Below are 12947 nucleotides of genomic sequence, written 5' to 3'. Positions count from 1 at the left end.
ATGACAAATAAGCAATGAAAACAATAAAACAATTTTTCTATTTGGTTTCACCTTTTTGGGGGCGGCGTACCGCCCTTTACTGCTGGTTCCTATTAATTCTCTCTTTAACGTTAACCCTCTCATCTGTTTGGTTTAACGTCAAAATGAATGAATGGAATGGCAGCTTCTATAACGCCCTACAACAACTCGATGGGCAAGCCTTATATAAACTGCTTCAACAGTTTGTGATTATTATTGCCGGATTAATTACCGTAGTCGTGATGGGTGATTTCTTACGCCAAAAAATGATCATTCGCTGGCGTGAAGGTATGACAGAGCAAGTGCTTGAGCGCTGGCTATCAAAAAATAGTAAACACTATATGTTGCGGTTAACCTCGCAAGAGCCAGACAACCCCGACCAACGAATTGCTGAAGATATTCGTTTACTGATTGAATCGACAATGCGCTTAACAGTGACCTTTTTACATTCACTGTTAACGCTTATCTCTTTTGCCACTATTTTATGGTCACTCTCTGGTGCGCTCTCTTTCTCTTTAGCAGGCAAAGAGTGGAATATACCGGGTTATATGTTCTGGGCCTGTATTATTTATACCCTTATCGGGATCACCATCACCCAGCTCATTGGTTCTCCATTACGTAAAATCAATATGGATAAACAGCGTAAAGAGGCAGATTACCGTACTGCGCTTATCACACGTAAACAACATGGTGATGCTATTGCTGGTCAACGGGGTGAAATGAGCGATCGTCATGAACTGATGGGACGCTTTTTAGGGGTGATCCGCAACTGGAATAACCTTATCCGTTATGAAAGAAACCTTGCTTTCTTTACTGTGGGTTATCAGCAAGCCACGGCAATGGCGCCAATTATTTTTGCTTTGCCAAAATTCCTCGCCGGCGAATTAATGCTAGGGGGATTAATGCAGTTACGACAAGCCTTCTCCAGTGTTGCTGGGGCATTAAGCTGGTTTATTTTCTCCTATAAAGAGATTGCCGCATGGCAGGCAACGGTTACCCGTCTTTATCATTTTGTGGTGTTGTTAGAGCATGATCACCAACCTGAGATCACCGAGTTAGATGATAAACAAACTAAGCTGACAGCCAATTTATCGCTATTTATGCAAGACGATAGATTATTAATTAACAATATCCACTTTTCTCTCAAAGCGGGTGAATTGGCGGTAATTGAAGGTAGCTCAGGTATCGGGAAATCAACGCTGTTACGTGCGTTAAGCGGCCACTGGCCTTATTTTAAAGGAGATATTCAACGGGTAACCAATATCAGTTGGCTCCCACAACGTATGTATCTGCCTGTTGCCCGCTTAGATAGCTTATTAGCTTATCCTTGCCAAGCATCTCAGTTCTCACAACAAGAGTACCAAGAAGTGCTTCATTGGGTGGGGCTAGATAAAATAAAAAATCAGCTTTCACTGGAAACAGATTGGACAACACGCTTATCCGGTGGTGAACAACAACGTCTTATCTTTGCCCGTTTATTACTCAATAAACCCGATCTTATTTTATTAGATGAAACCACATCCGCTCTTGATGAACAAAATGCCCTACATATGTTGTTATTACTTAAACAGCATCTACCAACCTCGGGCATTGTCTTAGTCAGTCATCAGCGTTTCACTCACGCTATTGCCGAGCAAGTAATTTCATTACAAGCGCCGACTGCGTCCTCCTCTCAATCAGCTGGAGTTACTGAATATGTATCGTAAGTTACTGATTATCTCAGTCAGTTTATCACTTCTGGGTTGTGCAACAGGCACCTCGTCTGAGCATACCAATAATGCCCTTTCACTGCGCCCCGATATTCGCCATTTTACGCTTGATAATGGCTTAAATGTCTATTTGCTACAACGCCCACAAACGGGGGTTGAAATGCGTTTACTGGTGAAAAGTGGCTCGGTACAAGAAGATGAAAAACAACTTGGCTTTGCCCACTTTACCGAGCATATGGCTTTTAAAGGCACGACTCATTTTCCGGGAACAACTGGGTTTAAACAACTTGAAAGCCTAGGAATGAAGTTGGGGAGTCATGTTAATGCGGCAACGAGCTTAAACTCAACAACCTATAAATTATCCCTGCCTAATGCCAATCCGACCCAAATAAAAACAGGGTTGAGGATCTTGTCCGATTGGGCTTTTGGCATGACATTTGATCCCGTTGAGTTTGATAAAGAGCGTCCGGTGATCGTCGAGGAGTGGCGATTACGCCAAGGTATTGGTTTTCGTATTAATCGCCAACTTGAAGAGTTACGTTATTATGGCAGTCGTTATCTAGATCGTGATCCCATTGGGGACTTAGATATCGTTAAGCATGGTGATGTCAAAGAAGCAAAACGTTATTACGATACTTGGTATCAGCCTGAAAGAATGGCATTGGTGTTAGTGGGTAATTTTAATCAAGGTGATGCGATTGCTGATATTACCCAGATGTTCAATGCAAAAAATAGTGAAAACAAAGGCGTTGACTCTCCATCATGGCACCGCTTTATCGACAATAAAGATTTATTAGTAAAGACGATTTTTGATAAAGAGCAAGGCTCACGCATTGTGCAATTCACTCTACAGCGTACACTGCCTGCACCATTAAATAGTCGCCAAGGTCAATATGATGATTTAATGGACTCGTTGTGGCTCTCCATCTTAAACCAGCGCTTTTCAACCATTGTTGATAATGGGTTAGTGCCTTCCGTCAGTGCCAATACACAAGGTGCGATGTTAGATGCCCGTCGCTCACAACAATTGATGATTGCCCATCCTAAAGGGGATGATTATCAAGGTACATTAGATATTCTATTTACTGAAGTACAGCGTTTAGCCTCACAGCCAGTATCTCAGCAAGAGTTAGATAATGCCCGCAATGCGCTGTTAAAACGTCTTAGCCAACAAGCTGCTGGTGAAGAGCGCTATGAGCATGGTTATTTAGCTAACCAAATTACTACGGCACTTGAATTAGAAATGCCAATCCAAAGCAAAAAGCAGGCGTTAAACTTAAGTTATCAACTAATAAATAACGTTACACCTGATACCTTAAAACACTATTTTGCCCAATACCTAACACAAGCTTCACCACGAGTGGCAATTATCGGCCCAGATAGTGATAGTCAGGTATTTAGTGCCACTAAAGCCTCGCAACGCTGGCAAGAGATTAGACAATCTGATCCCGGTGCGTTTACATTGAAAACCCATGCGGTGGTATTAGATATTAAACCTGAGCAAACCGGTACTGTTGTCACCACACAAACACTTCCGATTGAAAAAACACAGCTGTGGACACTGAGCAATAACGTAAAAGTTATTATTAAAAATGACCAGTGGCTAAAAGACAATATCCAAGTATCACTGCGTATTCCCGGAGGTGTTTCTCTGGAAACAGGACAAAGTTTAGGCTTGGTTCAGTGGGCATTAAACTTACCAGAAGTGAGTGGATATGGGCATTACAACGCAAGAGAGTTAGCGTTATTTAGTAAACAGCATCAAATCAGTTTGCGTCCATACAGTGAGTTGTTATTCCACGGCTTGCGTGGCGAAGCGCCTATTGATGAGTTAGACACCTTGTTGACCTTATTGCATTTAAAAGTGACGGCACCACAATTTAATGGGCAAAAATTAGAGCAACAAAAACAAGCAACAGCATTAGGGATCGCCAAAACACCGGTTGAACGTATTTTCTTAGATCATATTAATAAAGAGAGCTATCAAAACGGTGAGCGTTTAGTAATTTCGCCACAAGGCCCTTGGCAACAGTTTACCGCACAACAATTACAACAAACGAATCAATCACTTCTAGGACAGCCTGCCGATATGGTATTGGTGATTAGTGGGCCTATTAACTTAAATCAGGCCAAACCGATGATCGAACGTTGGATAGCAACGCTACCGACACGTTCATCGCAGCGTCTATTTTGGGCTGATCCGGCGATTAATCCCAAATTAAGCTCATTTAATAAAACCTATCCTATTGCCAGTAGCGATAAGAGTATGATCAGTATTCAATACGCAGCCAAAGCCCAATGGTCACAACAGCAACTGTTAGCACTTAACTTGCTTGATACCGTTGTCAGCCAACGTTTAAGACTTAATCTTCGTGAACGAGCGGGCGGGATCTACTCGCTAGGCTTTTCTGAGTCACTAACCAAGCTGCCAAGTAGTTTTTATACCGGACGTTTAAACTTTACCGCATCACCACAGCGGGCAGATGAATTAATTGCACTTGCGCGTAAAGTGGTCAATGACGTAAAACAAGCAGGTATTACCGATAAAGAATTACAAGAGGCAAAAAATATTTGGTTAACTGAATATGGGCAAGCCAAAGAGAGTGCTAGCTATTGGACTGATGCACTTGCCCAAGTGGCAACAGATGACCAACAATATCAACGACTATTAACTGAGACTGCGATTGTCAACGGAATAAGTGTCAGTGATGTTAATCAAGTTGCTCGTCAGTGGTTGGGTGAAAATGAAAAAATCTTCAAACTAACACCACCAACAAAGCAATAAATTTCTATTTATCACTTTAATAATAAACGCCCAGCATATCTTTATTCTGGGCGTTTATTCATCTAACCTGAATAACTTAGCAATATTTCATTCAATATTATTGTCTATTAAATTTATTAATCTTTTTTGAGCGCCCAACGACCACTACCCAAAAACATCACCGCAATCGCAGCAAACATATAGAAGCCAGCACTTTCAGGTGCCCATCCCCCCGTTTTGGGATCTAAGGCTAAAAGATCACCGGAATGTACCATCAGCACCGCAACCCCCATGGTTGCCGCCACAACAAATGCTGAAAATCGAGTAAATAAACCGATAATCAGTAAGATAGGACATAGAACTTCACCCAGTAATGTGCCATAAGCAATAAATGCAGGTAAATTAATATTTGCCAACATTCCCTGTATACCGGCAAGTCCTCCTGGCTCCATTTTGTGTAATCCGTGTAATAACATTAAGACACCTAGCGAAACACGTAAAACAAACTTACCTAAATCGGGATGGTTTGTAAGCTGATTAAATTTATTAATCATAACGTCTCCAAAATCAACAATGTGATGGGCATTTTTAATACGTATTAATGGGTATTTATTATTATATGATTAAAAAATATGAATGAGTGCAACTTTTATTATCATTATTTGTTATGGTTGACGAGGCATTTAGATTATTATCGTTTAATTAGGAGCTATTCACCTTTTCCATGATTAAGATCACAACTTATTAACATAATCAACTCTTAATCAGCAACTTCTCGTTATGCTATAGATATCTCATCTGACCAGTATAAAAAAGGTATCTGATGGCACACTATTCTTATTTATTTACTCCCCTTGATTTAGGGTTTACTACGCTTAAAAATCGTATTTTGATGGGCTCGATGCATACCGGACTAGAAGAAGATCCACATGATGCACCTAAGCTTGCTGAATTTTATGCTCAAAGAGCTGCAGCAGGGGTGGCACTTATTGTCACCGGTGGGATCTCCCCTAATAAGCAAGGTGTATTGTTGCCACATGCAGCAACGCTAATGTCAGAAGATCAACTCGCATCTCATCAATTAGTCACTGATGCGGTACATAAACAGGATGGGAAAATCGCTTTACAGATTTTACATACTGGTCGTTATAGTTATCAGCCTAATTTAGTCGCCCCTTCAGCGATCCAATCGCCTATCACCCCTTTTATGCCCCAAGCAATGAGTCATGAGCAGATAGAACAGACTATTGAAGATTATATTCATTGCGCTAAGTTGGCTCAGAAAGCAGGCTATGATGGTGTTGAGATCATGGGATCTGAAGGCTATTTAATTAACCAGTTTTTAGTAAGTCATACGAATCAACGCGATGATCAATGGGGTGGCTCTATTGAAAATCGTTGTCGTTTTGCATTACGTATTTTAGCTGGCATAAGAGAAGCTGTAGGTGAACACTTTATCATTATCTATCGTTTATCAATGTTAGATTTAATTACCGAGGGAGCTAATGCCTCAGAGGTATTTTATCTTGCTCAAGCAGTAGAAAAGGCCGGAGCAACCCTAATCAACAGTGGTATTGGTTGGCATGAAGCCCGTATCCCCACTATTGCCACTATGGTACCAAGAGGGCAATTTGCTTATGTCACTCGCCAATTGATGGGGAAAATCAATATTCCTCTTATCACTTCTAATCGTATCAATACACCTCAAGTGGCTGAAGCTATTTTAGCGGAAGGCTGTGCAGATATGGTGTCTATGGCCCGTCCTTTTCTTGCCGATCCGCAATTCGTATTGAAAGCGCAACTTGGTCGCGAGGATGAGATAAACACCTGTATTGCCTGCAACCAAGCTTGCTTAGATGAGATATTCAGTGGTCACCCAGCATCTTGTCTTGTAAACCCTTTTGCCTGTCGAGAAACAGAGCTTATTTTAACCCCGACTCAAGCCCCTAAAAAAATTGCTGTCGTTGGCGCAGGCCCCGCAGGATTAGCATTTGCCATTACAGCAGCTAAACGCGGTCATCATATTACTATATTTGAAAAAGAAGACCGTATTGGTGGACAACTCAATATTGCCAGTCAAATTCCGGGTAAAGAAGAATTTAAAGAGACATTGCGCTACTTTAAGCGGCAATTGCAAATCACAGGGGTGATCGTAAAAAATAATACGGAAGCGACACTTTCCCATCTGCAACATTTTGATGAAATTATTTTAGCCAGTGGTGTTATCCCTCATATTCCAGAGATTGATGGCCATGATAATCCGATAGTAAAAACCTATCTTGATGTCCTTAAATACCATCAGCCAACCGGCGAAAAAGTGGTGATTATTGGCAGTGGTGGTATTGGTTTTGACACTGGCCTTTATCTTACCCAAACAGGCCAATGCAGTAGTTTAAGCCCTTGTGCATTTAATAAAGAGTGGGGAATTGACCCAACACTTACGCATCGCGGAGGGATCACCTCAGCCGATCCTTTTATTAAAAAAGACAAACAGATTGTTATGACGCAACGTAAAAGTGGGAAATTTGGCTTAAGTTTAGGCAAAACAACAGGCTGGATACATCGCTTAACATTGCAGAAAAAAGGGGTCAAATGGCTAACGGGCTGCCATTATCAAAAAATTACCGAGCAAGGGGTAATAATTGAACATAATGAACAACAGCAACTGCTCGCGGCTGATAGCGTGATTTTATGTACCGGGCAACAATCTTATCGTCCGCTACTGCAAGCGTTACAACAAGAAAATAAAACCGTCCATCTTATTGGCGGGGCAAAAGAGGCTAAAGCATTAGATGCCAAACGAGCCATTAAGCAGGGAACAGAATTAGCACTTACTATTTAACATTCGATTTATCATATCAATAACCAGAAACCCCATATAGTTTCCTATATGGGGTTCTGTTTTTATTATTAATTTTTGTTGTTACTTACTACCCTTCCTGTCTTACTACTCTTTATATCTATTTACTACTTATACTCTTTAGCCATTATTTTTTTCAGTTAATGGGTTGGCAACTAAACGCTCATCTTCGGCTATGCAGACCGTTGCGGTAAATAGCACATCAGTTGATGAGTTTAATGCAGTCTCTGCTGAATCTTGTAAGACACCAATCATCACACCTACCGCAACCACTTGCATCGCAAGATCATTACTAATACCGAACATGCTACAAGCAAGCGGAATTAACAGTAACGAGCCACCAGCAACCCCTGATGCACCACAAGCACAAATAGCAGCAACAAGGCTTAGCAATAAGGCTGTTGGAATATCCACAGGCATACCCAAGGTATTTACCGCAGCAAGTGTTAAAATAGTAATAGTGATTGCCGCTCCCCCCATATTAATGGTCGCACCTAATGGGATCGAGACAGAATAGGTATCTTCATTTAAATTCATACGACGACACATTGCCATATTCACCGGAATATTAGCCGCTGAACTACGCGTAAAGAAGGCAGTAACACCACTTTCACGTAAGCAAGCCCATACTAATGGATAAGGATTACGGCGAATTTTCCAAAATACAATCAATGGGTTGACAACGAGCGCAACAAACAGCATACAACCAATTAAAACAAGTAAGACATGCAAGTAGCCAGCTAAAGCTTTAAAGCCAGTCGTAGCAATGGTTGATGATACCAAGCCAAAAATCCCGATTGGCGCTAAACGGATCACCACACGCACAAGGTTAGTTACCGCATCTGCAAAATCTTGTGTTAATGCTTTAGTCGTATCACTTGCATGGCGTAACGCTAAACCTAAGCCAATAGCCCAAGCTAAAATCCCCATATAATTGCCGTTAATCAGTGCATCTACAGGGTTAGCCACCACATTAATTAATACACCTTTTAAGACTTCAGCAATATTTTCAGGTGGCGATAGCTGTGAATTATTGACAACTAGCGTTAATACTGAGGGAAACACAAAGCTTGCCACTACTGCTGTCAGTGCAGCAAAGAAAGTCGCGAGCAGATAAAGCACTAATATGGGACGTATACTGGTTTTTTGTCCTTGACGGTGGTTGGCAATCGAAGCCATAACCAATACCCAGACTAAAACAGGCGCAACGGCTTTTAAGGCACTAATAAATAAGTTACCTAATAAGCTCATCATTTTAGCCACTTCTGGTGCTAACCAAGCCAGTAAAATACCCGCAATTAAACCAGCAAGTATTTGTTTAACGAGACTTCCCTGAAAAAGCAGGTTAAGTACTCTGGATTGTTGTTTATCCATAGTTATTCCATTACTTAAAATAATATTTAAAAAAGCAATTGTGTGCTTGCTTTTGCCAGTATAAGGAAATGAATCTTGCTGAAAAGCTTATTTTGCAAAATATACATCATTAGCTATTTTTGTTAACAACAAAATAACACAATTGTGATCATAATAGGATTTTGTTCTTTTTAACGTACAGTCCACAAATGAAAGAAATTATTATTATCATAAGGTTAGATTTAATCGTTAAATAAAAAACTAACTCTTATACTATTTACCTTGATTTTTCTTAATCACTTGATGAGTTTAATTTTAACTTTTTAATAACATTTTAATCAGTTTAACTAGCCAATTGGCAACTTTAAAACACTTTTTTTGATGAATAAATAACCATGACATTAGCTTCAATCAGCAAGGAAAAATAATGCTTTTTTATCTCAGTAAAACATCATCATAGTAATTCTATTATTACGTTTTCTTAAGGTTTTTTCTTTAAAACAACGTATCCTAAACTGGAAAACAAAAGTGAATGTCTTTTTTCAAATATTCTTGCTCAATGAAGCGCTTGTAGGGTATTTAAGTGAAAAAATTTTCTGTCTAGTTTTTATTGATTTTGTTAGAGTGTTGCTGTTTTAAACAATGAAAAATAAACCCTATGATATGTATTACGGGTAAATAGATAACAAGAGAGAATGTTTTTGTATTTACCCCCGAATGACTCAGTTTTAGGAAGCCTTTTATATGGAAATCGTAAGAGAGCTGTTCTTGGCGCTTTGGCATCAAGATTACGAAACCTTAGCGAATCCCTCACTGCTTTGGATTATTTACATTTTATTATTCAGCATACTATTCCTAGAAAACGGAGTACTACCCGCAGCTTTCTTACCAGGAGACAGCTTATTAATTTTAGTGGGTGTGTTAATTGCTAAAGGAACCATGGATTTTCCATTAACCTTACTTATTCTAACGGCAGGTGCTAGCTTAGGTTGTTGGCTGGGTTATCTGCAAGGGAAGTGGCTTGGTAACACCCGACTTGTACGAAGTTGGTTATCACATTTACCAGAACACTACCACCAACGAGCCCATGGACTTTTCCATCGACATGGCTTGGCGGCGTTACTTATTGGTCGTTTTCTCGCTTTTGTTAGAACATTATTGCCGACTATTGCCGGCCTTGCTGGCTTACAAAACGGTCGTTTTCAAGTTTTTAATTGGCTAAGTGGTCTGTTATGGGTTGGTATTTTAACCACCTTAGGCTATTTATTAGGAAATAGTCCGTTATTCCGCCAATATGAGCATCATTTAATGAATTTTCTGATGCTACTGCCTGTTTGTTTATTAGTGATTGGCTTAATCGGGAGTGTATGGGTCGTCATTAAGAAGAAAAGTAAACAGAGTAATCAACCATAATCTATCGCTATTTCTATTATTTTTTATAGCGTTAATATTTAGCATCTTAAAGCCTGTTTTATGATTAAAACAGGCTTTTGTTTTTTATTTCAAGCTATTACTGATTATTTTTTTAATATCACCCTTGGCAAGAATAAGACTTTTCTCTTTTTTAGGGAATAAAGTCATTATTTAATTTTATTATATGGTAAATCTAGTCTATTGTTATAGGTATAACCTCATATCTTGATTAAAGGAGTTACTCATGTCACACCAACGTTCAAATGAAGATCTGCGTAGTGAATTAAAATCTCTGGCTGATACTCTAGAAGAAGTTCTGAACTCCTCGGCAGATAAATCAAAAGAGGAATTACAAAGTTTACGAGAAAAAGCTGAATATGCGCTACGTGGCTCTCGTGCAAAACTCAGTGATGCAGGTAGAGAAATCGTCGATAACACTAAAGAAATGGCGGGTAAAGCGGACAACTATGTGCGTGAAAACCCATGGACAGGTGTTGGTATTGGCGCGGCAGTAGGTGTCGTACTCGGTGTTCTACTTTCGAAACGTTAATCCATAATGAGTGATACTCAAAGACCACAGGGCCCCGCATCCGGGGTTCTGAATTCTCTTAGTCGTATTGGCGCTGTTATCGTTGGCATGGTTGAAACCCGCCTAAAATTAATCGCCATCGAACTAGAAGAAGAAAAAATTACACTTATTCAGCTTATTTTAATGGCGGGGATCACCTTATTACTCACCGCCTTTGGCTTAATGAGTCTACTTATTCTCCTCTTTTGGGTGATCCCACCTGAATATCGTATTCATGCTTTAGCGATTACAACGGCTATTTTGCTAGTTGGTGCCTTAATAGGTGCTATCATGACATTGAGAAAAGCCCGCAATTCAACGCTGTTAGGTGATACTCGCCAACAACTAGAATTAGATAAGCGTCTTTTGGAGCAATACCGCGATGAGCAAACAAAATAGACGCACCCTAGCATTAGCAAGACGCAAAAAGCTGTTGTTGGATGAAATTCAACAACAGCGCACTCAATTAGCGCAAGAGGGGCAAACATGGTTAGAGGTCACAGCACCTTATGATAAAGCATGGAATATCTTAACCTCGTTAAAACCTATCTTGTTAATAGGGGCGAGCGTGGTATCTCTTTATAGCATTAAGCACCCTAAAAAACTGGTTCGTTGGGGACGACGGGCGATAGGCGCTGTTGGTTTAATACGCACATTACAGAAGTCTGTCAAAAAAACCGCTGACTAAACATCAATTTTTTTGTGTAAGAATGTTAATTCTTCTTAATATCCTCCATATTATTTTTTCTTTATTGTATATCTCAAGCCAAACAGTGGTTATTTACACTAAAAACTGGCAATTAAACAAATAAAATACAGATATATTAAATAATATAAAATTTTATCAGGAATAAACATCATGAAGAATTTTGAAAACATTGCCTTATTAATCGCACGTATTCTCATGCCAATTTTATTTATCAGCGCAGGGTATGGAAAAATTGAAGCCTATGAAGGTACTCAACAGTATATGCAATCAATGGGTGTTCCGGGAGCCTTATTACCTTTAACCATTTTATTAGAGTTAGGGGGTGGATTAGCCATATTATTCGGTTTCTTAACTCGCACAACGGCTATCTTTACCAGTGTATTTACGCTGTTAACCGCACTACTGTTCCACACTAACTTTGCAGAAGGGGCAAATCAGTTAATGTTTATGAAAAATATGACTATTGCGGGTGGCTATTTATTACTGGTTATCACAGGTCCGGGTAAATGGAGCTTAGATCGCCTACTTAAGAAAAATTGGTAATAATAGATTTAATAATAAAAAGATCCTCTAGGGGATCTTTTTTAATTGTATTCTCAAACTCTAGCGAACAAACTATTTTTTATCTGCGGCAAAAAGTTTAGGAATTTCGCGTAAACACCAGGATTTAGCTTCTCCCATACTGTCTCTGCGCCACGCCATAATAATATTATTTTCATGATGATATTCAGGGCCAACCACACGTAAACGCCCCTCTTTTAAATCATCTTCAATTAAATCAATAGGCATAGTAGCAACCCCTAAACCGGCAATTAATGCTCGACGTTTATCTTCAATCGAACTCACCGTTAAACGACGCTGTTTATCTAATAACAGTACAGTTAAAACAGGTCGTTCTCTTGCGGTATCGGCGATAGCAATACCGCGATATTTTAAGCGAGTTTCTTCTGCAAGTGGTTCAGGTTCATTATGGATAGGGTGATCAGGGCTGGCAACATAGACACTGGTGGTATTATATAAAGGGCGGAAATTGATTTCTGATGAAGAACGAAAATGCATATCCGGTGAAATAACAATATCACATTTACCACTTTCCAAGCTTTCCCATGCTCCAGCAAGCACTTCGGTGACTAAAGAGAGTTGTGTATTGGATTTTTCAGCTAATTTTTCAACTAACGGGAATAAGCGAGATGCGGGCGTTAATGCTTCACACACAATCGTAATATGTGGCTCCCAACCGCGAGCTAGCGCTTCAGCATCAGAAGTTAATTTATCTGCAGCTTCAAGAAGAATACGCCCTCTTTCAAGTAACATTCTTCCCACATTAGTAAATTTAGTTCGATGTCCTGAACGGTCAAATAGCACAACATCCAAATCTTCTTCTAATTTCTGCATGGTATAACTGAGTGCTGATGGGACGCGATTTAGCTCATCAGCGGCGGCAGCAAAACTTCCTCTACGATCAATGGCATCCATCACTCGTAGAGATTCCAATGTAATGGCTTTATCTTTACTCATTATACTTATCTCTATCAAATAATTTGATTATTGGC

11 protein-coding genes are annotated in these 12947 nt (G+C 39.7%); 8 read left to right on the top strand and 3 right to left on the bottom strand.

Annotation, left to right across the window (positions count from 1 at the left end; genetic code table 11):
* Positions 1 to 14 precede the first annotated feature (14 nt).
* Both AACQ49_RS03980 and AACQ49_RS03975 read left to right on the top strand, forming a co-directional pair.
* The gene (locus tag AACQ49_RS03980; RefSeq protein ID WP_004252657.1) at positions 15 to 1724 is read left to right on the top strand and encodes an ABC transporter ATP-binding protein/permease; all 1710 of its coding nucleotides are present in this window, start codon (positions 15 to 17) and stop codon (positions 1722 to 1724) included.
* Positions 1714 to 4512 carry a M16 family metallopeptidase gene (locus tag AACQ49_RS03975; RefSeq protein ID WP_036971268.1) on the top strand — a complete coding sequence of 933 codons (2799 nt, stop codon included), beginning with the start codon at positions 1714 to 1716 and terminating at the stop codon, positions 4510 to 4512. Before AACQ49_RS03980 ends, AACQ49_RS03975 begins: the two co-directional genes overlap by 11 nt.
* 116 nt (positions 4513 to 4628) lie before the next feature.
* On the opposite strand, the gene AACQ49_RS03970 is transcribed toward AACQ49_RS03975, so the two are convergent.
* Positions 4629 to 5045 carry a DoxX family protein gene (locus AACQ49_RS03970; RefSeq protein WP_004245241.1) on the bottom strand — a complete coding sequence of 139 codons (417 nt, stop codon included), beginning with the start codon at positions 5043 to 5045 and terminating at the stop codon, positions 4629 to 4631.
* Positions 5046 to 5314: 269 nt separating this feature from the next.
* Between AACQ49_RS03970 and AACQ49_RS03965 the strand changes: the two genes are divergently transcribed.
* Positions 5315 to 7333 (top strand): NADPH-dependent 2,4-dienoyl-CoA reductase, encoded by a 2019-nt coding sequence (locus tag AACQ49_RS03965; RefSeq protein WP_124724957.1) that lies wholly within the window; start codon positions 5315 to 5317, stop codon positions 7331 to 7333.
* A gap of 138 nt (positions 7334 to 7471) precedes the next feature.
* Here the strand turns inward: AACQ49_RS03965 and sstT are convergent, their stop codons facing one another.
* Positions 7472 to 8725, bottom strand: coding sequence for a serine/threonine transporter SstT (gene sstT, locus AACQ49_RS03960; RefSeq protein ID WP_004245243.1), 1254 nt, complete (start codon positions 8723 to 8725; stop codon positions 7472 to 7474).
* A gap of 723 nt (positions 8726 to 9448) precedes the next feature.
* Here sstT and AACQ49_RS03955 point away from each other — a divergent pair.
* The 5 genes from AACQ49_RS03955 (at position 9449) to AACQ49_RS03935 (ending at position 11937) form a co-directional block, all read left to right on the top strand.
* Positions 9449 to 10117, top strand: coding sequence for a DedA family protein (locus AACQ49_RS03955; protein ID WP_004245245.1), 669 nt, complete (start codon positions 9449 to 9451; stop codon positions 10115 to 10117).
* 244 nt (positions 10118 to 10361) lie between these two features.
* Positions 10362 to 10667 carry a DUF883 family protein gene (locus AACQ49_RS03950; protein ID WP_004245246.1) on the top strand — a complete coding sequence of 102 codons (306 nt, stop codon included), beginning with the start codon at positions 10362 to 10364 and terminating at the stop codon, positions 10665 to 10667.
* 6 nt (positions 10668 to 10673) lie between these two features.
* A complete protein-coding gene (locus AACQ49_RS03945; RefSeq protein WP_004248939.1) occupies positions 10674 to 11084 on the top strand; it encodes a phage holin family protein in 411 nt (136 codons plus the stop codon).
* Positions 11068 to 11373 carry a YqjK-like family protein gene (locus tag AACQ49_RS03940; protein WP_004245248.1) on the top strand — a complete coding sequence of 102 codons (306 nt, stop codon included), beginning with the start codon at positions 11068 to 11070 and terminating at the stop codon, positions 11371 to 11373. The genes AACQ49_RS03945 and AACQ49_RS03940 overlap by 17 nt, the downstream gene beginning before the upstream one ends.
* A 171-nt stretch (positions 11374 to 11544) precedes the next feature.
* Entirely contained in the window at positions 11545 to 11937 is a 393-nt protein-coding gene (locus AACQ49_RS03935; protein WP_012368850.1) for a DoxX family protein, read from the top strand.
* Positions 11938 to 12009: 72 nt separating this feature from the next.
* Here AACQ49_RS03935 and AACQ49_RS03930 read toward each other — a convergent pair whose 3' ends face one another.
* Positions 12010 to 12912, bottom strand: a complete 903-nt coding sequence (locus AACQ49_RS03930; RefSeq protein ID WP_004245250.1) for a LysR family transcriptional regulator — start codon at positions 12910 to 12912, stop codon at positions 12010 to 12012.
* Positions 12913 to 12947 lie beyond the last annotated feature (35 nt).

Origin of the sequence: Proteus sp. G2675 (genome assembly GCF_963886535.1) — a bacterium.
Classification (GTDB): domain Bacteria; phylum Pseudomonadota; class Gammaproteobacteria; order Enterobacterales; family Enterobacteriaceae; genus Proteus; species Proteus mirabilis.
This window is presented reverse-complemented; position numbering and strand designations above follow the sequence as displayed.